The sequence below is a fragment of the Lysinibacillus sp. FSL H8-0500 genome (assembly GCF_038051955.1).
In the GTDB taxonomy this organism is placed as follows: Bacteria; Bacillota; Bacilli; order Bacillales_A; family Planococcaceae; genus Lysinibacillus; species Lysinibacillus macroides.
Genome location: NZ_CP150292.1, coordinates 4,524,207 through 4,547,120, shown reverse-complemented (window position 1 = coordinate 4,547,120; position 22,914 = coordinate 4,524,207). Strand labels below are relative to the sequence as shown.

Genomic DNA, 22,914 nt, shown 5'->3' with positions numbered 1-22,914 from the left:
AATGACGAATTTTGGGTTTCTAGTAGAAAAAGAGCAGTTTAAGAACTTTGCGACAGCTTGTGTAGAGGCGGAAAACTCCATGTTGATTAGTCCTGCGACGTGTGCGATTTTGACACGTCGTGCGCTTGAGCTTGCTGTGAAATGGGTGTATCAAGTTGATGATGCTGTAGTTGTACCGTATCGTGATAATTTATCGAGTTTAATTCATGATCGCAATTTCTTAAGTATTATTGATGAAGAGTTATTGCCGATGATGAAATATGTGGTCAAGCTAGGAAATACGGCTGTACATACAAATGCGACAATTAAACATGATGAAGCTGTATTAGCATTGCATCACCTTCATCAATTTATAGCATGGATTGATTACTGCTATGCGGATGACTATACAGCACCAACCTTTAATGAAAATATTTTGCATGCCAATGATGAAAAGCGTGAACGCCCTGAAGAATTGCAAGATTTATATGAGCGTTTAAGTGCGAAAGATAAAGACTTGGAAGAGTTGCGCAAAGAGAATGCAGCTCTGCGTAAACAATATACAGAGAAGCGTGTTGAACATACAAAAGAGGCACACTTTACGGTAGATACATTTAGTGAATTTGATACACGTAGAATGTATATTGACTTAGATTTAAAATTGGCAGGCTGGCAGTTTGATCAAGATATTGAGAAAGAGTATCCAGCCAATGGTATGCCGAATACTGCGGGTGAAGGATTTGTTGATTATGTGCTACGTGGCGATAATGGTAAAATCATTGCGCTTGTAGAGGCAAAGCGTACATCAAAAGATCCGAAAGAAGGACGTCAGCAAGCGAAGCTTTATGCAGATTGTATTGAAAAAGAGCAAGGCTTACGTCCTGTTATTTTTTATACAAATGGTTATGAAACCTATATTTGGCACGATCACTATAGCGCACGTAAAACATCAGGCTTTTACAATAAAGAAGAAATACAATTGCTTATTGATCGGCGAACTTTACGTAAACCTCTGCAAAATATAGTTATCAATGATGCAATTACCAATCGACACTATCAAAAACAAGCGATTCTTGCTGTTTGTGATGCATTTGAGCGTTATCAAAGAAAGGCACTACTTGTTATGGCGACAGGAAGTGGGAAAACTCGTACCGTTATTTCATTGGTTGATGTTTTAACAAAGCATAACTGGGTGAAAAATATTTTATTTTTAGCAGATCGTACAGCTTTAGTGAAGCAGGCAATGCGTAATTTTAATGCATTGATGCCTAATTTATCATTATGTAATTTACTTGAGCGTAAAGCAAATCCAGAAGAAAGTCGTATGATTTTTTCAACGTATGCAACGATGATGAATGCCATTGATGAAACTAAAACAAAAGAAGGCAAACGTTTATTTACAGTTGGGCATTTTGATTTGATTATTATTGATGAATCTCACCGTAGTATTTATCAGAAATATCGTAGTATTTTTGATTATTTTGATGGGATGTTAGTTGGGTTGACGGCAACACCAAAAGATGAGGTTGATAAAAATACGTATTCCATTTTTAATTTAGAAAATGGTGTGCCCACATATGCTTATGAATTATCACAAGCCGTTGAAGATAAATTTTTAGTAGATTACAAAACATTGGAAACAAAAACAAAGTTCCTTGAGGATGGTATCGTTTATGATAGTTTATCAGAAGAGGAAAAGGCTGAGTTTGAAGATGTCTTTGAAGATGAGCCAAATGTGCGTGATATTGATAGTTCAGCGTTAAATAATTGGTTATTTAATGCCAATACTATTGATATGGTTTTAGAAAGTTTAATGACGAACGGTATTCATATTGAAGGTGGCGATAAACTTGGTAAGACCATTATCTTTGCTAAAAATCATCGACATGCGCTAGCAATCAAAGAACGATTTGATTTGAAATTTCCTGAATATGGTGGTAATTTTGCAGAGGTTATTGATTATAGTATAAATTATTACCAATCTTTAATTGATGATTTTTCTACTACTTCAAAAATGCCTCAAATTGCAATTTCTGTAGATATGTTAGATACAGGTATTGATGTTCCTGAAGTAGTAAATTTAGTGTTCTTTAAAAAGGTACGTTCTAAAACAAAGTTCTGGCAAATGATAGGACGAGGTACACGCTTATGTGAGGATTTATTTGGTTTAGGGCTGCATAAGGATAGCTTTTTAATATTTGATTGGTGTAGTAATTTTGAATATTTCCGTGCCAATCAGCATGGTACAGAGGCGAAGTTATCAAAAACATTAACTGAAAAGTTATTTAATTCAAAAGTCGATATTGTCCGTGAATTACAAGATGTTGAATATCAAGTGAGCCCATATCAGGAATTGAGAGAAGAAACTGTTGAGGAATTAGTAACAGATGTCAAGGCATTAAATGATGAAAATTTTCGAGTACGTCAACATATTCAATATGTGCATAAGTACAAGGAGAAAAATAATTGGCATGCATTATCCGTTGTCCAAACAAATGAAATTAAAGAGCATGTATCACCTTTAGTTACCCCTTATGAAGATGATGAACTAGCTAAGCGGTTTGATTTATTAATGTACACGATTGAATTAGCTAAATTAAATTCACACAATGCAACAAAACCTATTAGGCGAGTAATGCGTACAGCAGAGATGTTAGCTAAATTAGGCTCTATTCCACAAGTAGTAGCGCAAAAAGACATGATTCAAAAAGTGCAGGAAGAAGAATTTTGGAGAGATTCATCTATTCAAGATTTAGAGAAGGTGCGTGAAGCGTTACGAGATTTAATTAAATTCATCGAAAGAGGGCAACAAAAAATTTATTATACAGACTTTAAAGATGAAATCATTGAACAAACAGAGAACGATTCTATATTGGATGTGAATGATTTACAAAGCTATCGTTTGAAAGTGGAGCATTATTTAAAAGAGCATCAAGATCAAATCGCTATTTATAAATTACGTCATAATAAGGGACTTACAAAGCAAGATGTTGACACGTTAGAAAATATTCTATGGCATGAATTAGGTTCAAAAGAGCAATATGAAAAAGATTTTGGACAAACACCGATTACAAAGCTGGTTCGTAACATAGTAGGTTTAGATCGACAAGCAGCTTTAGAAGAATTTTCAGAGTTTTTATCTGAAGAACGCTTGAATATGCAACAGGCAAAATTTGTTGAGTTAATTGTGGACTATGTCGTGAAAAATGGCATACTGGATAAACAAGTACTCCAACAAGATCCGTTCCGTACACTAGGTAGTCTGACATCTCTTTTTAAAGAGAATATGGGGGATGTAAGATCAATTATTGCAATCATAGACCAAATCAATGCTAATGCAGAGTTTATTTCTTAACGAATAAAAAGTTAATGACAGGTACCTTATGTTACTTAGTGCCCACTGTTGATTTATTCTAGTGAATTTTCTGCATTAAATAGGGAGCATGTTTTGGTTAACTAATTTTCAAAACATGCTCTTTTAAATTGATTTTAATATTATTAATGTACTCAAATTTTCTTACAAAGTTACTAAATTGCGTATTTACCATTCATTTTTCAAAACTACCTTTCCTAATGCTTTGCCTGACTCTAAGTATTGATGAGCTTCTGCAACCTCATCAAACGTAAAAATAGTTGAATCCACAAGTGGACGTAGCTTTCCTTCCTCCACTACATGTGTGATCCTTTGTAAAATTTCCCCATAATCCTTATGTAGATCGGGATTCAAGATTTTTAATATCATAAAGGTAACATGAAGAGAGAGCCCTTTCGCATGGACAGGAGAGAGGTCATGTGTGGAACGGGCAGCAATAGCAGCTACTGTTCCATGCACTGCTGCTGCTTCGAAAGAACGATCTAAGTTTTCACCACCTACAGTATCAAAAACCACATCAAAGCCTTTTCCAGCTGTATGTTTTTGTACATAGTCTTGCACGCTTTCTTCTCGATAATTAATAGCTACATCGGCACCAAGACGTCTAGCAATCTCTAGCTTTTTCTCGCTAGAAGCGGTTGTATAAACATTTGCGCCTATCCATTTTGCTAGTTGGATGGCAATATGACCTACACCACCCGTAGCACCATGAATTAATATATTTTGACCAGCTATAAGGCGTGCACGATTAAATAATGCTTCCCAAGCAGTAATGGATACTAATGGTAAAGCGGCAGCCTCCACCATCGTTAAGTTTTTCGGTTTATGGGCAAGTAAATCAACATCAGCTAGCATAAACGCGGCAAGTGCCCCACCAGACGTTCCTTTAAATCCACCTGCACAACCATATACCTCATCCCCAATGGTAAACTTCGTAACGCCTTCTCCGACTGCACATACAATACCAGCGACATCTCCATGGAGGATTGCTGGAAATTCGGGAGCGACTGCTGGCACAGCACCAGCACGGACTTTCGTATCAATAGGATTTACACTTGAAGCCTTTACTTCGACAAGTACATGTCCAGGTTTTAGTACAGGTTTAGAAATATCCTCTAATTGAAAAACGGATGGTTCACCAAAAGATCGAATAATTTGGGCTTTCAAATTGGTCACTCCTTTAATTTTAAAATCTTACTTTCATGCTATTGTATTAGAAATAGGTACAATCCAGCTAGCGTGAGTTTGAATTCCTTGGCTCTCTGTACTTATCGATTAGAAGTACGCCGTTTAGCTAATTTGTTTTTGTTAAATAACATCTAGTAAATACAAAGAGAGTGGTAGGCAGTTCAAACTTTGTAATAGTCTCCTCTAAAATCGATCGTAGCGTATAGAAAAATATTTAGTCTCTTTTATAAACTTTATATTACTTTATGTAAAATAAAATTTATAGTACGCATATTTTCGTTGAATAGTATTAATTTTGGAAGTTAATTTGATTCTTAAAAGATTAAAGTGTTACTGTGAAGGAATTTAAAACTGAACAATGTCCTGATAAAACAGCTTGTCCTGTGGTGGTAAATGAAAAGGAATCATAGTGTCAGCAGCAAAAGATCTGAAAGTTACCTTTTAAGACAAAAGGGACTTATACAATGCGTTAGAATTAGAGGTGCTACGGCCTCTTTTTTTATGGGGTTAAAAAGTTAAAGCACCTGCCATCCATCGCTAACTTGTAACAATGATTTATCTGAAATTTCTATGAATTATTTTCATATTTAATTATCTAATATTCATTTGATTTATAGTTAGTGTGCCCTCTATAATAAATTCAATCATGATTTTGAAGGTATGGAGAGGTAAAGCGTTTGGAAGCACCAGTTCACAGGTAAGCTAAAATAATAGGCTTTCTCGCCATAAACCACTTCTAAAAATGCCTTTGCCTCCCATCAAAAAAATTACAAGAATAGAAGGTGTGTTCCTTGATATTAAATGAGGTTATTAGTCGACGACAAACAAATTGTGTTAAATGGGATACTTTAGACACGGTATACAATGTGCAAAGTACAGATAATATGCTAGCGATGTGGATTGCTGATATGGATTTTGCTGCACCTCCTATTATTCAACGAGCTGTAGCAGAACGTCTTACGCATCCGATTTTTGGTTATTCTACTGTGTCCTCTGAAACGATTCAAGCTATTCAAAATTGGTATCAGCACTATCATCAGTGGATAATTCCAGACAAGCAAATGTTATTTCTCCCAGGCGTGATTCCAATTATTGCAAATATTATTGAATGTTTTACGAATGTAGGCGATACGATTGTGGTGACGCCACCTGTCTATCCGCCGTTCTTTCAAATTACACGGCAAAAAAAACGGCATGTAGAGTTTTGCCATCTACAGGAACAAAATGGCTCCTATCAGCTAGACTTAGTACGCCTTGAAGAAGCCTTTCAGCATAGTAAGCTATTTATTTTATGTAATCCTCATAATCCTGGGGGAATTGTTTGGTCACGTTCAACGTTAGAAAAAATTGTAGAGCTAGCCATTGCCTACGATGTAGTGATTTTATCTGATGAAATTCACTGTGATTTGGTGATTCATCCAGCGTTAAAACATACACCCATGTTAACTGTTAAGGATGCTGAAAAAGCAAAGATTTTTGCTGCTATTGCTCCTACAAAAACATTTAATATTGCTGGTATTCAAGCTGCCATGCTTGTTTCTTCTACAGTAGAGAATCATTGTCAAATTGCAGAGCATGCCATGAGCAATGGTATCCATGGCTTAAATGTTTTTGCTGATGCTGTAGTTGCCGCTGTTTATCGAGATGGACGACCTTGGTTAGAGGAGGTTTTAAGCTATATTTCTGAAAATATGGATTATGCCGTTGATGAATTATCAAAAATTCCTGGTATTCGTGTCACTAAATCTGATGCTACTTATTTATTGTGGATTGATTATCGCCCATTAGGGATTGATGAGCAGCAAATGATGGAAAAACTTTTAGCAGCGGGATTAGCCTTAGACCCAGGCTCAAAATATGGTCCACAGGGTGAGGGCTTTGTGCGTATGAATATTGCGACGCCTCGTGCCATTATAGAACAGGCTATACAACGTTTCTCTGCTGCTTTAACGCAACTATAAGATTTAAAAATAAAGCTTGAAAATCAATGAAAAAAATATTGGTTTTCAGGCTTTTTTATTTTTAATACCTTCATATTTCTGATTATTTAAGTTATTTATTTTGAAATTTAATAAAAATAGTTTGACAATTATTAAAAATTAGATTTTAATAATTTTATAAATAATTTTAAAAATTTTAAAAGGAGTTTAAGAATATGACAAATATTTATGGCAATACACCTTGTATGCTAGGTGCTACAAATCTCTCAAAAACAAAAGATTACTCACAGGTGGATGCAGTTATTTATGGTATTCCATGGGAAGGTGCTGTAACTTGGGGTGATTATACAGGGTGTGAACTAGGTCCAAAAGTGATGCGTCTGTGCTCAGGACGCTATTCTGGCTATCTACCAGAATTAAATGATATCGATGTTTTTGAACATGTTCGTTTAGGAGATGTAGGGGATATTGATGTGGTTCCTGCGGATGTAGATGAAACAATGAACCGTATTACAAACTTTGCTTCAGAGCTTTGGGATTCAGAGAAATTTATTATTGGTTTAGGTGGAGATCATGGTGTTACCTATCCGATTGTTCGTGGTCTTACTCAAAAGGGCAAAAAAGTCGGTATTGTTCACCTAGATGCACATTATGATAACCTTCCTTCGCACAATGGCGATCAATTTGCACGTTGCAGTCCATTTGCGCGCTTATATGAAGAGGAAAATGTGCGTAATGAAAGCATTATTCATGCAGGGATTCATGGTCCACGTAACAAGCCTGAAAGCGGGAAAAATGCTAAAAATGCTGGGGCAGTAACAATTACAGTCAATGATATTCGCGAACATCAGGATATTCGTCAGCTTGCAAAGGATATCTATGCACAAGCTTCTAAAGATGTTGATGTTGTGTACCTAAGCATTTGTAGTGATGTATTAGATTTTGCTTTTAATCCAGGTGGTCCAGTGGATGGAAATGGCTTAACGTCCTATGAACTATTAACACTCGTATATGAATTAACAAAACAAGGCATTGTTGGTATGGACTTCGTTGAAATTTACCCTCAGCAAGACCCTACTCAATTATCGGCACACTTTGCTTCAACACTTTTACTCTATGCTTTAGCAGGCGATATCGTTTACAAGCAAAATCAAAATGAAACAACTGCACACGCCACAGTTCGCGCCTAAGTGGTTAGCTCAAGCATATGAGTGGGAAACAAAGCAAGTTGAGGGTTATCTTCCTTCGCATTTACCGATATTAGAGCATTTGCCTTCTCAATATTTTGAAGTTTCTATTGCTTTTTCAGAACAGGATATTTTCAGCAATCGACAATATCCACAATATTTTACGATTCAAAGTATTTCAAAGTTTTTCTCACTGTTTTATGTATTAAAACAACACGGTGTAAATAAGGTGAGGCAAAAAGTAGGGATTACAGCCTCCTCTATTGCTTATAATACAAAATCTGCTACAGCATTTTATGTAAATGGTGCGATTTTAAATCCATTTATTAATGCGGGTGCATTAACGATTACTTCTATGATTGATGGTCATTCAATACCTGAAAAAATTCGAAATATCAAATTATTTATAGCTCAGCAATTTAATGTTGTCACCATAATTGATGAGGATGTCTTATCCTATGAGAGGCAGCATAGCGAGCAAAACAAAGACATTTTACACACACTAAAAATGTTGGATTTACTAGAAGATACGATTGAAAATACCTTAGAAAGCTATCTGGCCTTATGTTCATTAAAAATGTCAACACAGGATTTAGCGAAAATTGGTTATCTATTTCAACAGCTAATTGCTTATGATGCTACTGCTCAATACGCACATAAAGCACTATTAGCAAGTGGTTTATATGGTGATTCACCTCTGTCGGTGAACAATCAACAAATCGCTGCGAAAAGTGGGATTTCAGGAAGTATACTTTCTTATAATGTCTCTTCTTGTAACCAATATCCAACTTTCGATAAGATAGGGATAGGTATTTACAGTCCATTACTAAACAATGAAGGAAATAGTGCAAAAGGTATTCACTTCCTAAAGCAGCTATTTTCTTAAATCTAAAAAAAGAGGTATATTTATGAATCCAACCATCAATCCTATTTTTCTCCCATATTTGCGCATGGCTGATGCAATTTACGCTATATTCGATGAAAGCTGTGAAGTCGTTGTCCATGATTTTTCGAATATGGAAAAGTCATTGATTTATATAAAAGGTAATTTGACAGGTCGCAAATTAGGTGCACCCATTACAGATTATGTTTTACAGCAATTAAAAAAAGACCCTACTAATTTAGAGGATGTTTTAGGCACTTATTCAACAACAAAAGACGGTGTAAAAATTAAATCTTCTATTGTATACATTAAGGATTATAACGGGAAAGTTGTTGGCTTATTCGGTATCAACTACAACATTACACAGTTTGCTCATATGCATCAATTATTAACAAATATTTTAACGCCATTTGATATTAAGTCACAAATTAATGAAAGTTATGCGACGTCAATTACAGAAATGTTTGATCAAATTATTCAAACAACATTATTAGAGCTGAATTTAACCTTACCGATATCAGCAAAGATTGATAAAGTGGCTTTTGTACAGAACTTAGATAAGAAGGGGATATTTTTAGTTCAAGGTTCTACAGATAAAGTTGCTGATATTTTAAATGTTACAAAACAGACCATCTATAATTATTTAGAAAGTGAATAATTGATTCATTTTCTCTGCCAAGCCAACTTGTTTGGTAGAGATTTTTTGAGACGTCCTCGATACTTTCAACTTTCAATCTCAAGGGGATGGTTCTATGACACAAGAGTTAAATGACAACACACTAACTGTAGTAAGTAAACGTACAATGCTACAACGTTTAAAAGTAATCGGTCCTGGGGCAGTTATAGCCGCATCCTTTATCGGTCCAGGAACAGTCACAACAGCTACACGAGCAGGTGCTAGTTTTGGCTTTGCACTTTTATGGGCAGTGGTCTTTTCCATTATTACAACTATTATTTTGCAAGAAATGGCGGCGAGAATCGGTATTATTGCCAAAAAAGACTTAGGGCAAGCAATTGCAGAACAATTTAAACAACCATTATTAAAATTTGCTTCGATTTGGATTATTGCCATTGCCATTGCGGTTGGCTGTTCAGCATATATATCTGGAGATCTGATTGGTACATCTATGGGGTTGTCTACACTATTTGGTGGCATACCAGCAAATGTGATCAGTCCGTTTATCGGAGTTCTTATTCTTATTTTAGGTTTAACAGGTAGTTATAAAATTATTGAACGTGTCATGATTTTTTTAGTAGTTATTATGAGTATTACTTTTTTTACAACGATGTTTGTTGTACAGCCTGATTGGTCAAGCATTTTCAAAAATGCTGTTGTGCCAAATATTCCAACGGGATCGATTGTCACAATTATTGCGTTAATTGGAACAACGGTAGTACCTTATAATTTCTTTATTCACTCATCTATGGTGCAAGAAAATTGGTCAAAACCAAGCGATTTGAAAGATGCACGCCTCGATACAGTGCTCTCTATTGGCGTAGGCGGTCTTATTACAGCAGCGATTTTAATTACTGCGGGTGCAACAATGCTTGGCTCCGATGTACGAAACGTTGCAGATCTATCTATTCAACTTGAGCCGCTATTTGGTCAATGGGCAAAAGTATTTTTATGTATTGGTATTTTTGCTGCTGGCTTTTCTTCCGCTCTTGCCAGTCCTCTTGGTGCAGCTGTGACATTAGCGAGTGTTTTTGGCTGGAAAGATGGTATGAAAAATAAAAAATTCAAGCTAGTCTTTACTATTGTCATGCTGATTGGAATTATTACATCTGCAACAGGCTTTGAACCAATGCAGGTGCTGTTATTAGCGCAAGCATTAAATGGTATTTTATTACCAATTGTTGCGATTTATTTATTAATTGTCATGAATAATAAAGATTTACTTGGCAATTATGTGAATAAAACAGTCAGCAATATTATTGGTATTGCTATTGTAGCTGTTTGTATTTTCTTAGGCGGTTATAGTTTAGTGGATGTTGTGAAAACTTTTTTATAAATACTACACACACATTATATCTCTATAAATTTATTGAAAAAGCTGATTTATCTCTCTATATTTGGGGTAAATTGGCTTTTATTGTGTAATAGAATAGAGAAAATCTGCTAATTTTTAGTGATGAATTTCCGTACCCTCTATTAATAGTTCTTATACTTAATATTTTCCAAAAAATAAGTTCATCCTCTTATCAACCAGCAATATATGCGCATCTACTACGGGCTATTTAATGCTAGCAAATCTATTAATGAAATGACAACCACTACACTCACTAGCCGTTTTTTTACCGATATATTAGCTAGCTAGAACACAGATGAAGTAGAAATCAGCCCTTAGGGTGGTGATAAATCCCCGTCCTACATAATTGCTGGTATTTAGTTTTCTCGTTGATTAAAAGTAGAAAAATAATTGTTTATTGCAACAATCGAAATAATCGAATTATTGTTGCAACGTAAAAAAAATCATGTTAGTATTAGTAAAACGTTTTACTAAATCGTTTTACTTGTAAAGGGGATGAAAAAAATTGAAAAATAAACGGATTGCAACGATTGGAGATGCAATGATCGTTTTTAATCCATCGAAAACAGGTCCTCTACGATTTGTTCCTTCCTTCGAGCGAGCTGTGGGTGGAGCAGAATTAAATTTTGCAATAGGCATTACGCGTTTAGATATGGAAGCAAGATGGATTAGCTGTATTGGAGATGATGAATTTGGCAAGGTGATTTATAACTTTGCTCGTGGTGAGGGTGTTGATGTATCACACGTATCACGTACACCAAATATTCCAACTTCAATTTATTTTAAGGAAATAGGAGAAGATGGGGCAGGTAAATCGTTTTATTATCGCAAGCCATCACCTTTACTTGAATTAACAGCAGATTGCTTAGATGAATCAGTATTAGATGGTGTGGATTTATTGCATATAAGCGGTGTGTATTTAGCAGTATGTGAGCATAATATTGAGGTTGCTTTAAAGTTAGTTCACTTCGCAAAGGTAAAAAATATTCCTGTGTCCTTTGATCCAAATTTACGATTAAAGCTCTGGACAATAGAAGATGCTCGTGCAGCATATGAGAAATTATATTCATCTGTGAATCTTCTTCTTACAGGACAAGATGAGTTTGAACTGTTATTTGAGGGACGTACAGTAAAGGGCGTTCAGCAGCAATATCAAATAGATGAAATCATTATTAAAAAGGGCGAGCAAGGAGCCTCTGTTTATACGGCTACTGAACAATATGATCGTGCAGCCTTTTCTATTCGCGCGATTGATACTGTTGGTGCAGGTGATGCTTTTGATGCTGCCTATGTCTATGGCTACTTAAATGGGGATGATATTCCAGAGCGTCTGCGTTTAGCAAATGGTGCAGGAGCATTAGTTGCCACAATTAAAGGAGATAATGAGGGACTTCCATCATTACAGGAATTAAAGCAATTTATTGGTGATGAAAAACTAATTGAGCGTTAAGGAGCTGTCAGCAATGCAAAAAATGGAAATTTTGAAAGCGTTATCAACAGCAAAGGTGGTAGCGGTTGTACGAGGGAATTCACCTGAAGAGGCAACAGAAATTTCAAAGGGTGCTATTGAAGGTGGCATTCAAGCTATCGAATTAACGTATACAACACCTTTTATAGAGGACACATTTAAAGCGTTACGCAATAGCGATGCATTAATTGGAGCTGGTACAGTGTTGGATGCTGAAACAGCGCGTCATGCAATTTTAAATGGTGCAAAATTTGTTGTAAGTCCAAGCTACAACGGGGACATTGCAATAATTTGTAATCGCTATAGTATCCCGTATTTACCAGGCTGCTTGACGATTAAGGAAATGGTCACAGCGCTTGAGGGTGGCAGTGACATTATTAAACTATTCCCAGCCAGTCAGTTTGAACCAAGCTTTATTAAATCGGTGAAAGGACCTTTACCAAATGTAACGATTATGCCTACAGGTGGTGTTGGTTTAGCCAATATGCATGAATGGCTAGATGCGGGGGCTGTTGCAGTAGGTGTTGGTAGTGATCTTAATAAAGCCTATGCGCAGGATGGTTATGCAGGTGTTGTTGAACGAGCAAAAGCGTATACAAAGAATCTAGCAAACTAGGAGGTAATGCATAATGAATATGACATTTAGATGGTATGGTCGTGGCAATGATACAGTGACGTTGGAGGATGTCAAACAAATTCCAAATGTAAAAGGAATTGTCTGGGCATTACATCAATTACCCGCTGGAGAAGTATGGACGAAGGAAGCAATTCAAGAAGAGGTAGCCTATATTAAATCTTGCGGATTTCATGCAGATGTTGTGGAAAGTGTAAACGTCCATGAAGATATTAAATTGGGTTTACCGTCCCGTGATCAATATATTGAAAACTATAAACAGTCTATTCGTAATCTTGGTGAGGCTGGTGTAAAGGTTATTTGCTATAATTTTATGCCTGTCTTTGACTGGACACGTACAGACCTATTCCATCCTTTAGAAGATGGCTCGACAGCATTATATTTTGATAAATCAAAGGTTATGAATTTAGATCCACAGGAGCTTGTTAATGAAGTAAGTGCTTCTTCTGATTTAACGCTTCCAGGCTGGGAGCCAGAGCGTTTAGCTCGACTTTCTGAATTATTTGAGCAGTACAAGGAAGTGGAAGAAAAACAGCTATGGAGTAACTTGGCTTACTTCTTACAGGCAATTTTACCAGTAGCAGAAGAAGCAGGAATTCAAATGGCGATTCATCCAGATGACCCACCATATTCAATTTTTGGTTTACCACGTATTATTACAGGCGCAGAGAGCTATGAAAAGCTAATTGCTATTTCAGATTCAAAAGCAAATGGATTTACATTCTGCTCAGGCTCAATGGGGGCAAGCCCACAAAATGATATGGTAGCCATTGCTGAGAAATATGCATCTCGCGCACCATTCGCTCATATTCGTAATGTGAAAATTTTAGAGGATGGTAGCTTCTTTGAAACATCTCATTTCACAGCAGATGGCTCAATTGATATTAAAAACATTGTGCGTACATTAAACGAACAAAATTATCAAGGCTATGTACGCCCAGATCATGGCCGCCATATTTGGGGAGAACAATGCCGTCCAGGCTACGGCTTATACGACCGAGCACTTGGCATTATGTATTTACATGGTCTTTGGGATGCTTATGAAAATCTAAAGAAATAGGTGACAGTTATGAAAGCATTACAAGTAATGAAACCTTTTGAAATGGCTTTAATTGATGTAGCAGAACCAATGATTACAAAGTCAACAGATGTTCTTGTGCAAACAGAATATGTAGGTATTTGTGGCTCAGATATGCATATTTATCATGGTTCAAACCCATTAGCGACGTTACCTCGTGTACCAGGTCATGAGGTTGTTGGGCGTGTACTAGAGGTTGGCACAGAGGTACGGGCGTTAAAGGTTGGCGATAAAGTTGTTGTTGAACCAATTCGTTATTGCGGTGAGTGTTATGCCTGCCGCAAAGGCCAACCAAATGTATGTGAAAACTTATCTGTGTTTGGTGTCCATGAGGATGGTGGGATGCGTGAGCGCTTTGTTGTTGCTGACAAGCAATTGCATAAAGTAGCAGACCATACGCCTTTAGAGGAAGCAGTTTTAATCGAGCCGTATACAATTGGTGCGCAGACGGTTCATCGTGGTGAATTACAGGCTGGCGATACGCTGTTAATTCAAGGTGCAGGTCCAATTGGCATTTGCATTTTGAAAATGGCTAAATTAATGGGTGCACAGGTGATGATTTCAGATTTAGATGCTGCTAAGCTTGCCTATGCAAAAGAGCTTGGTGCAGATGAAATTGTTCATGTGAAGGAACAAAATTTATTAGAAGCCGTTGAGCAATGGACAAATGGCGAAGGTGTGAATGTGTCCATTGATGCGGTTTGTCTTCCATTAACGTTTAAGCAATCCATTGATGCAGTTTCAATTGCTGGCACAGTGGTTGTATTAAGCTTTGGAGAAGAGGCGGTTGAGCTTGCCCCATTGCCAATTACAAAAAAAGAATTGACAATTAAAGGCTCGCGCTTGCAAACATTCCAATTTGACAAGGTTGTAAAGCTTGTTGATGCTAGAAAGCTACAGCAACAAGGGCTCATTACACATACTTTTTCATTACAACAAGCACAAGAGGCATTTCAATTTATCGAAAAAAATCCGCATGAGGTACGTAAGGTGATTTTAAAGGTAGGTGGCTCACATGCATAAAGCATTACAGTATAAAGTAGCTGTTGTAACAGGTGGTAGCGGTGTGCTTTGTTCAGAAATGGCAAAAGAGTTAGCACGGCAAGGAATGCGAGTCGTTATTTTAAATCGTACTGCACAAAAAGGAGAGGCAGTTGTTCAAGCCATTCAAGAGAATGGGGGCGAGGCCATGAATTTTTCTGTGGACGTTTTAAATAAGGAATCATTAATCGCAGCACGTGAGGCGATTTTACAGCAATATGGGCAAATCGATATCCTGATTAATGGAGCTGGTGGCAATCATCCAGATGCTATTACAGCAGACGAACTTTATAAAGAAGAAGCAAATACACCAAATTTCTTTGAATTAAAGTCAGATGGTTTTGAAAGCGTATTCTCCAATAATTTCACGGGTACTTTTTTAGCTTCTCAAGTCTTTGGAGAAGCATTGCTTAAAACAAAGGGAACGATTATTAATATCTCATCCATGAGCTCCTATGCACCTATGACAAAGGTACCTGCCTATAGTGCGGCAAAGGCAGCTATTAATAATTTTACGCAATGGATGGCTGTTTACTTTGCGGAAGCAGGCTTACGTGTGAATGCCATTGCGCCGGGATTTTTTATTACAGAACAAAATCATGATCTATTACTGAAGGAAGATGGCTCATTAACAGCACGTTCAGAAAAAATTATTGCGGCAACACCACAAAAACGTTTTGGTAAGCCACAAGATTTATTAGGAGCATTGTTATTTTTAGCTGATGACACCTATTCAGCATTTGTTACGGGTGTGACGATTCCTGTTGATGGTGGATTTATGGCTTACTCGGGTGTCTAACTAGCAAGTTTTATTTCAACTATTAGGGGTGAATTATATGAAGCAACAAGGTATTTTTGGAGATGGCAAAACCGTTGTTATTGTCATGTTGTTTTTAGCTGGTATCATTAACTATTTAGACCGATCAGCACTATCAATTGCGGCACCATTTATTCAAGCAGATATTCATCTAACGTCAACACAATTAGGGATTATTTTTAGTAGTTTCTCTGTTGGTTATGCAGTCTTTAACTTTTTAGGTGGGATGGCATCTGATAGATTTGGTGCAAAGCTAACATTATTTGTAGCGATGATTGTTTGGTCATTATTCAGTGGAGCAATGGTATTGGTTGTTGGGTTTGCTTCGTTAATTTTTGTTCGTATCGTCTTTGGTATGGCAGAGGGTCCGCTATCATCAACCATCAATAAAATGGTCAATAACTGGTTCCCAGCAGATAAACGTGCCTCTGTTGTTGGGCTTACAAATAGTGGTACTCCACTCGGTGGTGCGATTGCTGGTCCAATCGTTGGTTATATCGCATTAGCCTATGGCTGGAAATATTCATTTATCGCTATTATGATTATTGGATTTATTTGGGCAATTGTTTGGTTCAAAATAGTAAAAGAAAAGCCAAAAGATGTGGAAATTGAAGAGCCGATTGCAAACGAGGAAGTTAAAGAAAGTGTAGACGATCAAGGGCGAGGTTTAAGCTACTATTTAAAACAATCAACAGTGCTATTTACAGCCTTCGCATTCTTTGCCTATAACTATATTTTATTCTTCTTCTTAACATGGTTCCCAAGTTATTTAGTAGAGGCACGTGGCATGAATGTAAAAGATATGAGTATTGTAACGGTCATTCCATGGATTTTAGGTTTCCTTGGTTTAGCATTAAGCGGTATTGTTTCAGATTTTATTTACAAACGCTTTATGAGTAAGGGTGTTTTATTCTCACGTAAAGTTGTACTTGTGACATGTTTATTCCTATCAGCTGTATCGATTGGCTGTGCAGGGATCGTTTCAACAACAGTGAGTGCGGTTGCACTTGTTGCGATTTCAGTGTTTTTCTTATATTTAACAGGTGCTATTTATTGGGCAATTATCAATGATGTTGTCGAATCAAAATATGTTGGATCTGTTGGTGGATTTATGCACTTCCTAGCAAACACAGCAGGTATTATTGGCCCAACTTTAACAGGTTATCTTGTTGATAAAACAGGAACTTTCTCTGCAGCTTTCTTACTAGCAGGCGGTTTAGCGGTTATTGCTTCATTAGCAGTTATTAAATTCGTTAGACCAATTACACATCAGAAAACAGCTTAGAAATGGAAAGGATGGATTCAAATGAACAATCAATCAGTTATTCTAATTCATCCGATGGACAATGTTGCCATAGCCTTGAGTGATCTTCCTCAAGGCTTTTTGCTTCCATTGGGTGATACAGAAATTATGCTACAAGAGAATGTACAGCGCGGCCATAAAATAGCGATTACGGCACTTGCTAAAGATACACATATTATGAAATATGGTTTCCCAATCGGTCATGCAACAGAGGCTATTGCTGCAGGGAGTTGGGTACATTCACATAATATGAAAACGAATTTAGCGGGTGAGCTAAGCTATGAATTTACACCAAAAGCACATGCTGTAGCTGCCGCTCGTCATGCCAATCGTACATTTAAAGGCTATCGTCGAACAGATGGACAGGTCGGTGTACGCAATGAAATTTGGATTATTAATACAGTGGGCTGTATTAATAAAGTAGCTGAAAATTTAGCGAAGCTAGGCAATCAATTATTGAGTGCAGACAATTTTGATGGCGTACAGCATTTTGCTCATCCATATGGCTGTTCTCAGCTTGGTGATGATTTAACATATACGCAAAAAATTTTAGCAGATTTCATCCATCATCCAAATGCAGGAGCGGTTATTGTACTGGGGCTTGGCTGTGAAAATAATTATATCGACTTGTTTAAAACGGTTATTGGTAATTATGACGAAAATCGTGTGGCCTTTTTAAATGTTCAAGAAGCGGCAGATGAAATGGAAGAAGGTCAGCAATTGCTTGAACAGGCATTTGCTTATGTCACAACATTTGAACGACAAGAGCTACCAATTTCAGAGCTAAAAATCGGCTTAAAATGTGGGGGCAGTGATGGCTTCTCAGGGATCACTGCGAATCCAATGATTGGTGCATTTTCGGATCAATTGATTGCGGCAGGCGGTGCAACTGTGCTAACAGAGGTACCAGAAATGTTTGGCGCTGAACAAATTTTAATGGAACGTGCAAAGGATCAGACAGTTTTTAAGGATATTGTACAGCTAGTCAATAATTTTAAACAATATTTTATTAAATATAATCAGCCTGTCTATGAAAACCCATCTCCTGGAAATAAAGCAGGCGGTATTACAACTTTAGAGGAAAAATCACTTGGCTGTATTCAAAAGGGTGGATTCCAAGAGGTAAAAGAGGTGCTTGATTATGGTGACCGTATGTCAACAAAGGGGCTGCATTTATTAAATGGGCCAGGGAATGACCTAGTTTCTACCACAGCTCTGGCTTCAACGGGTTGTCAGATCGTGCTATTTTCAACAGGACGTGGCACACCATTTGGAGGGCCAACACCAACCGTAAAAATTTCAACAAATACACCATTATATGAGCGCAAAAAAAATTGGATTGATTTTAATGCAGGACAATTAGTAGATGGCAAATCAATGGATGCTCTAGTTGATGAATTTGTCGATTATATTTTAGCGTTAGCTTCAGGAGAAATACAAACAAATAACGAAAAATTTGGCTATAAAGAAATCGCTATTTTTAAAGATGGCGTTACGATGTAGGAGAGAGCGATGATGAAGCACCCTATTACTATTATGCAAATTGGTGATGGCAATTTTATGAGAGGCTTTTTTGATGTAGCAATTGAAAAATTACAGGCACCCTTTGGTATTGTTTCTGTTGCTGCAACTGCAAGGGGAAAAACGGTCAAACTTTTAGAGCAACAACAATTGCAATTTACTGTAAACGAACGTGGCTTAAAAAATGGCGAAATTGTAGAGCAGGAAATTGCTGTACAGGCTATTCAAGATACCATTAATCCATATGAGGATTGGCAAAAATTCCTGCAATATGCACAATTGGATACATTGGAAATGATTGTTTCAAATACAACAGAGGCAGGCATTTATTATGAAAAAATACCATATCCTACTGTCTGTCCTACAAGCTATGCAGCAAAGTTAACGGTTTTCCTAGAACACTATTACAAGCATTTTCACGGCAATAAGCAACTAGCAATTGTGCCACTTGAGCTAATTGAACAAAATGGCGATACATTAAAAAATATTTGCTTACAGCATGCCACGGACTGGGCGCTAGCTGTGGCCTTTATCGAATGGCTCAAGACACTAGCTTTTTGTAATACATTAGTGGATCGTATTGTAACAGGCTACCCACAGGATTATCGTGGCGATGACGCATTATATACGGTTTGTGAGCCCTATTTTTTATTTGTTATTGATCAGCAAGCACCCTTTAAGCATTGGCCCGCAAGCACAGATTTACCATTTGTCTTTGCGGATTTAGAAATGTATCGCAAGCGTAAAGTTGCCATTTTAAATGGTAGTCACATAATATTGGCGGCATTTGGTAAGATTTACGGCTATAAAACAGTTCGAGAAGCCTTTTCTAAAGTGGGTATACGCGCCTTTATTGAAAAGGTAACGAATGATTTTACCCAGCGCTACAATGTAGAGGAGCAGTATCAGCATAATGTATTTGAGCGATTTTTAAATCCATTTATTGAGCATCAGCTATATGATATTCAATTAAATGAATTATCTAAATGGCAAACACGTATTGCTCCATTTGCGACTACAGAAATTTATTATCAAGCCTTAGCTTTAGGTATTTATGCAATGAATCCAAGACGTTTTTCAATGCGTGAGTCTGAGGACATCGTTGAAAAATTAACAAATATTCATCAGCACTATGAACAAGGCAAGATAGAGCCGATGCAGCAATTTATCGAGCAATATTTCCATTGTGATGCAGCAGCGGTTATTCAACAATTTTCAACTATAGATCATTTACTGGAGGATATAACATGCAACAACTAGTGATTAATGAACCATTTCAAATGATACAGCATGAAGTAGAAAAACCAAGCATTCAAAACAGCCATGATGTGCTATTAAAGATTACACATATCGGTATATGTGGAACGGATACACATGCTTTTGCAGGGGAGCAGCCTTTCTTTAGCTATCCACGTGTTTTAGGTCATGAGCTAGCCGCTATTGTAGAGGAAATTGGAGCAGATGTTACAGGTATTCAAGTAGGGGATCGCGCAACGGTTATTCCGTATATTCATTGCGGTGAATGTGCAGCATGCCGCCGTGGTCAGACAAACTGCTGTAAAACAATAAAAGTGCTAGGTGTGCATACCGATGGTGGGATGGGTGAATATATCGTTGTAGATGATAGCATTGTTCTTGTAGATAATGCAGTATCAGGTGAGCAATTAGCGATTGTTGAGCCTTTAGCAATTGGGGCACATGCAGTACGTCGCTCAACGCTAACGGAAAATGATACAGTGCTTGTGATTGGTGCAGGCCCAATCGGCTTAGGTGCAGCACGCTTTGCGAAATTACGTGGGGCTAAAACGGTTTTAATGGATTTAAACGAGGAGCGCTTGGCATATGGTCAAGCATGGACAGAGGCAGATGATGTTATTGTTGTCAATAATGATGTAATGGCCCAGCTACGTGAAAAATTTAATGGAGAATTACCAACGGTTGTATTTGATGCGACAGGTAATCAAAAATCAATGGAAGCATCGTTTGAATATGTTGAACATAGTGGAACGTTAGTATTTATTGGCTTAATGAAAAAAACCATTACATTTAATGATCCTGATTTTCATTCAAGAGAATTAACGTTGAAAAGTAGCCGCAATGCAACATTAGAAGATTTCCACACAGTGATGAAGCATATGCAAGCAGGAGATATTAAAGAAGGCTATGTAACAAGGGAAATTGCTTTTGAGGATGCGATTGCCTATTTTGAAGCTAAACAATATAACACAAATAAAGTACAAATCTACTTTAAATAATAGGGAGGGGTTCGGATGAATATTTCTGTTCAAGCCTTAAAGGAGCTAGTAGTTAATAAGTTTACAGCTGAGGGCATTCATACAAAGACAGCTGCACAGGTAGCAGATGTGTTGATTTATGCGGATTTACGTGGTGTAAGCTCGCATGGTGTGATGCGTGTACAACATTATATTACGCGTTTAAAAGCGGGTGGTATAACAAAGCAACCTAACTTTTCCTGCGAAAGGCGCGGAACGAACCACCTTCTTTTTAAAGGGAATAATGGCTTTGGGCATGTTATTTGTCAAGAGGCAATGGATGAAACGATTCGCATCGCCAAAGAGCATGGTTCATGTACCACAATTATTCAAGAAAGTAGTCATTGCGGGGCACTTGGCTATTTTCTTGAACAAGCAACAAATGAAAATTTAATTGCCATTATGTGCGCTCAAACAGATTCAGCCGTTGTACCGTTTGGTGGTAAGGAGCCATATTTCGGTACAAATCCAATTGCATTTGGTTTCCCTACAAATGATAAGCCAATTATTTTGGATATGGCAACAAGTAATGTCGCACTTGGGAAAATTTTATATGCACGTGAAAAAGGTGACACGATTCCAGATACGTGGGGTGTTGATGTGCAAGGTGCACCAACAACAGACCCACATCAAGTGAAATCATTAACACCTTTTGGTGGACCAAAAGGATATGGTATGGCACTTGTAGTTGATGTACTTTCTGGCATTTTGGCGAGTGCTGCATTTGGTCCTCATATTTCCAAAATGTATGGAGATTACGAGCAAAAACGCAATCTTGGACAATATATGTATGTAATTGATCCACAAATTTTTGGTGATCTTGAGCAATTTAAAGCAAGCATCTCACAAATGGCTCAAGAGCTGCATGATGTACCACCAGCACCAAACTTTGAGCAGGTGTTTGTGCCTGGGGAGCTTGAACAAAAGCGTAGTGAAGAAACAATGGAAAGGGGTATAGATTTACCGGAACCGGTATATCAATATTTGAATAGTTAATTCAACCAAAAAATATGCTATGCTACATATATACTAAACAGAGTTCTTATATTGATAGGTAGGGGATTGATTGTAGTGAAAAAAACGACAATTGCCGATGTTGCGCGATATGCCAACGTTTCAAATAGTACTGTTTCACAATATTTAAATAAGCGCTATGAGTATATGAGTACAGAGACTCGTAAAAAAATTGAAGAAGCTGTTGAAGCATTGCAATATCGTCCTAATTTAATGGCTCGTAGCTTAAAGCAGAAATCTACCTTTACGATTGGTATTATTGTAGCGAATATTATCCATGACTTTTCTACAAAAATTTTAAATGCGCTGGAAGCGGAGTTTGACAAAAAAGGCTTCCATATGATTGTTTGTAACTCGGCAGATAATCCTAAAAAAGAGAGGGAGCATGTTGAGACATTACTGGAAAAGCAAGTAGATGGCTTGATTGTTTTTCCAACAGGTGAAAATCAAAATCTGTATATACGATTGAATCAACAAAACATGCCTATTGTTTTTATTGACCGTTTTATTGAGGATGTAGCTATACCTGCTGTGCTGTTAGACAATTTTTCTGCAATGGATATGGCTGTTGAGCAATTTCAAAAACAGCCATTAGCCATTGTGACAACCTCTTTAGCATTACCGATTACACCCCGTGTTGAACGTTTAGAAGGGTTTCGCCAAGCATTAAGAAAGCGCGACCTCATAATTGATGAGCGTTATATAAAAAATGGCGACCCATCAGAGATAGAAGAAATCTTTAATGAGTTATTCGCATTGGAGCAACCACCAAGGGGCATTATTGCAGCCAACGATCGCATTGCACAAGAATTGATGGTGTATATAAAAAAGCATAACTTGCACGTACCTGATGATTTGCAAGTAATTGCTGTTGATGATGTGCCCTATGCAAAATTTATCACGCCTTCTATTACAACCTTACAACAGCCTATTTTACCAATGGCTCAAAAGTCAGCCGCACTACTGTTAGCCAAAATCAAAAAAGAGCAGTTACCTCATGAACCACAATTATATCGCTTTACACCAATTTTAATGGAACGAGATTCAACAACCTAAAATAGCCATCTAGTATTGATAGATTATCAATACTGGATGGCTTATTTTGTTTAGCATTAAAAAGCTATTAACATCTCATGCAAATACGAGATTTTTGTATACATAAAAAGATGAACCTTTTTTAGCAGT

At 37.1% G+C, this 22,914-nt stretch carries 18 protein-coding genes; 17 read left to right on the top strand and 1 reads right to left on the bottom strand.

The features are described from left to right. The first annotated feature begins 1 nt into the window (after nucleotide 1). Nucleotides 2–3,334: a DEAD/DEAH box helicase family protein gene (locus MHB44_RS21865; RefSeq protein WP_341300880.1), complete on the top strand. Its 3,333-nt coding sequence runs from the start codon at nucleotides 2–4 to the stop codon at nucleotides 3,332–3,334. A 186-nt stretch (nucleotides 3,335–3,520) separates the two neighbouring features. On the opposite strand, the gene MHB44_RS21860 is transcribed toward MHB44_RS21865, so the two are convergent. After that, entirely contained in the window at nucleotides 3,521–4,519 is a 999-nt protein-coding gene (locus MHB44_RS21860; protein ID WP_341300879.1) for a zinc-dependent alcohol dehydrogenase family protein, read from the bottom strand. Nucleotides 4,520–5,331: 812 nt separating this feature from the next. On the opposite strand from MHB44_RS21860, the gene MHB44_RS21855 reads away from it, so the two are divergent. From MHB44_RS21855 to MHB44_RS21780, 16 genes are all read left to right on the top strand, one after another. Then, entirely contained in the window at nucleotides 5,332–6,501 is a 1,170-nt protein-coding gene (locus tag MHB44_RS21855; protein WP_341300878.1) for a PatB family C-S lyase, read from the top strand. Between the two features lie 194 nt (nucleotides 6,502–6,695). Then, entirely contained in the window at nucleotides 6,696–7,670 is a 975-nt protein-coding gene (locus tag MHB44_RS21850) for an agmatinase family protein (RefSeq protein WP_341300877.1), read from the top strand. Beyond that, a complete protein-coding gene (locus MHB44_RS21845; RefSeq protein WP_341300876.1) occupies nucleotides 7,636–8,553 on the top strand; it encodes a glutaminase in 918 nt (305 codons plus the stop codon). Before MHB44_RS21850 ends, MHB44_RS21845 begins: the two co-directional genes overlap by 35 nt. A 22-nt stretch (nucleotides 8,554–8,575) precedes the next feature. Further along, a complete protein-coding gene (locus MHB44_RS21840; protein ID WP_053996779.1) occupies nucleotides 8,576–9,208 on the top strand; it encodes a PAS domain-containing protein in 633 nt (210 codons plus the stop codon). A 94-nt stretch (nucleotides 9,209–9,302) separates the two neighbouring features. Beyond that, nucleotides 9,303–10,562 carry an Nramp family divalent metal transporter gene (locus MHB44_RS21835; protein WP_341300875.1) on the top strand — a complete coding sequence of 420 codons (1,260 nt, stop codon included), beginning with the start codon at nucleotides 9,303–9,305 and terminating at the stop codon, nucleotides 10,560–10,562. A gap of 523 nt (nucleotides 10,563–11,085) precedes the next feature. Then, nucleotides 11,086–12,030, top strand: a complete 945-nt coding sequence (locus tag MHB44_RS21830) for a sugar kinase (RefSeq protein ID WP_083448647.1) — start codon at nucleotides 11,086–11,088, stop codon at nucleotides 12,028–12,030. Between the two features lie 13 nt (nucleotides 12,031–12,043). Then, nucleotides 12,044–12,664, top strand: coding sequence for a bifunctional 2-keto-4-hydroxyglutarate aldolase/2-keto-3-deoxy-6-phosphogluconate aldolase (locus tag MHB44_RS21825; protein ID WP_341300874.1), 621 nt, complete (start codon nucleotides 12,044–12,046; stop codon nucleotides 12,662–12,664). Nucleotides 12,665–12,677: 13 nt separating this feature from the next. Continuing rightward, nucleotides 12,678–13,742 (top strand): mannonate dehydratase, encoded by a 1,065-nt coding sequence (uxuA, locus tag MHB44_RS21820; protein WP_341300873.1) that lies wholly within the window; start codon nucleotides 12,678–12,680, stop codon nucleotides 13,740–13,742. Between the two features lie 9 nt (nucleotides 13,743–13,751). Continuing rightward, on the top strand, nucleotides 13,752–14,783 hold the full coding sequence (locus MHB44_RS21815; protein ID WP_341300872.1) for a zinc-binding alcohol dehydrogenase family protein: 1,032 nt from the start codon (nucleotides 13,752–13,754) through the stop codon (nucleotides 14,781–14,783). Then, on the top strand, nucleotides 14,767–15,600 hold the full coding sequence (locus MHB44_RS21810; RefSeq protein ID WP_341300871.1) for an SDR family oxidoreductase: 834 nt from the start codon (nucleotides 14,767–14,769) through the stop codon (nucleotides 15,598–15,600). Before MHB44_RS21815 ends, MHB44_RS21810 begins: the two co-directional genes overlap by 17 nt. Before the next feature lie 37 nt (nucleotides 15,601–15,637). Next, nucleotides 15,638–16,903: an MFS transporter gene (locus MHB44_RS21805; protein WP_341300870.1), complete on the top strand. Its 1,266-nt coding sequence runs from the start codon at nucleotides 15,638–15,640 to the stop codon at nucleotides 16,901–16,903. 21 nt (nucleotides 16,904–16,924) lie between these two features. Then, complete coding sequence (locus MHB44_RS21800) at nucleotides 16,925–18,424, top strand: altronate dehydratase family protein (protein WP_341300869.1); 1,500 nt, start codon at nucleotides 16,925–16,927, stop codon at nucleotides 18,422–18,424. A 9-nt stretch (nucleotides 18,425–18,433) separates the two neighbouring features. Next, nucleotides 18,434–19,702 carry a hypothetical protein gene (locus MHB44_RS21795; protein WP_341300868.1) on the top strand — a complete coding sequence of 423 codons (1,269 nt, stop codon included), beginning with the start codon at nucleotides 18,434–18,436 and terminating at the stop codon, nucleotides 19,700–19,702. Continuing rightward, on the top strand, nucleotides 19,690–20,697 hold the full coding sequence (locus MHB44_RS21790) for a zinc-binding alcohol dehydrogenase family protein (protein ID WP_341300867.1): 1,008 nt from the start codon (nucleotides 19,690–19,692) through the stop codon (nucleotides 20,695–20,697). Before MHB44_RS21795 ends, MHB44_RS21790 begins: the two co-directional genes overlap by 13 nt. A gap of 15 nt (nucleotides 20,698–20,712) precedes the next feature. Then, a complete protein-coding gene (allD, locus tag MHB44_RS21785; protein WP_341300866.1) occupies nucleotides 20,713–21,711 on the top strand; it encodes an ureidoglycolate dehydrogenase in 999 nt (332 codons plus the stop codon). 75 nt (nucleotides 21,712–21,786) lie between these two features. Continuing rightward, the gene (locus tag MHB44_RS21780) at nucleotides 21,787–22,785 is read left to right on the top strand and encodes a LacI family DNA-binding transcriptional regulator (RefSeq protein WP_341300865.1); all 999 of its coding nucleotides are present in this window, start codon (nucleotides 21,787–21,789) and stop codon (nucleotides 22,783–22,785) included. Nucleotides 22,786–22,914: the final 129 nt, after the last annotated feature.

Excerpts from the sequence above, each read along its gene's own strand:
- MHB44_RS21865 (WP_341300880.1), top strand. The coding sequence starts at position 2 with ATGACGAATTTTGGGTTTCTAGTAGAAAAAGAGCAGTTTAAGAACTTT.
- MHB44_RS21850 (WP_341300877.1), top strand. The coding sequence starts at position 6,696 with ATGACAAATATTTATGGCAATACACCTTGTATGCTAGGTGCTACAAAT.
- MHB44_RS21845 (WP_341300876.1), top strand. The coding sequence starts at position 7,636 with ATGAAACAACTGCACACGCCACAGTTCGCGCCTAAGTGGTTAGCTCAA.
- MHB44_RS21840 (WP_053996779.1), top strand. The coding sequence starts at position 8,576 with ATGAATCCAACCATCAATCCTATTTTTCTCCCATATTTGCGCATGGCT.
- MHB44_RS21835 (WP_341300875.1), top strand. The coding sequence starts at position 9,303 with ATGACACAAGAGTTAAATGACAACACACTAACTGTAGTAAGTAAACGT.
- MHB44_RS21825 (WP_341300874.1), top strand. The coding sequence starts at position 12,044 with ATGCAAAAAATGGAAATTTTGAAAGCGTTATCAACAGCAAAGGTGGTA.
- uxuA (WP_341300873.1), top strand. The coding sequence starts at position 12,678 with ATGAATATGACATTTAGATGGTATGGTCGTGGCAATGATACAGTGACG.
- MHB44_RS21815 (WP_341300872.1), top strand. The coding sequence starts at position 13,752 with ATGAAAGCATTACAAGTAATGAAACCTTTTGAAATGGCTTTAATTGAT.
- MHB44_RS21805 (WP_341300870.1), top strand. The coding sequence starts at position 15,638 with ATGAAGCAACAAGGTATTTTTGGAGATGGCAAAACCGTTGTTATTGTC.
- MHB44_RS21800 (WP_341300869.1), top strand. The coding sequence starts at position 16,925 with ATGAACAATCAATCAGTTATTCTAATTCATCCGATGGACAATGTTGCC.
- MHB44_RS21795 (WP_341300868.1), top strand. The coding sequence starts at position 18,434 with ATGATGAAGCACCCTATTACTATTATGCAAATTGGTGATGGCAATTTT.
- MHB44_RS21790 (WP_341300867.1), top strand. The coding sequence starts at position 19,690 with ATGCAACAACTAGTGATTAATGAACCATTTCAAATGATACAGCATGAA.
- allD (WP_341300866.1), top strand. The coding sequence starts at position 20,713 with ATGAATATTTCTGTTCAAGCCTTAAAGGAGCTAGTAGTTAATAAGTTT.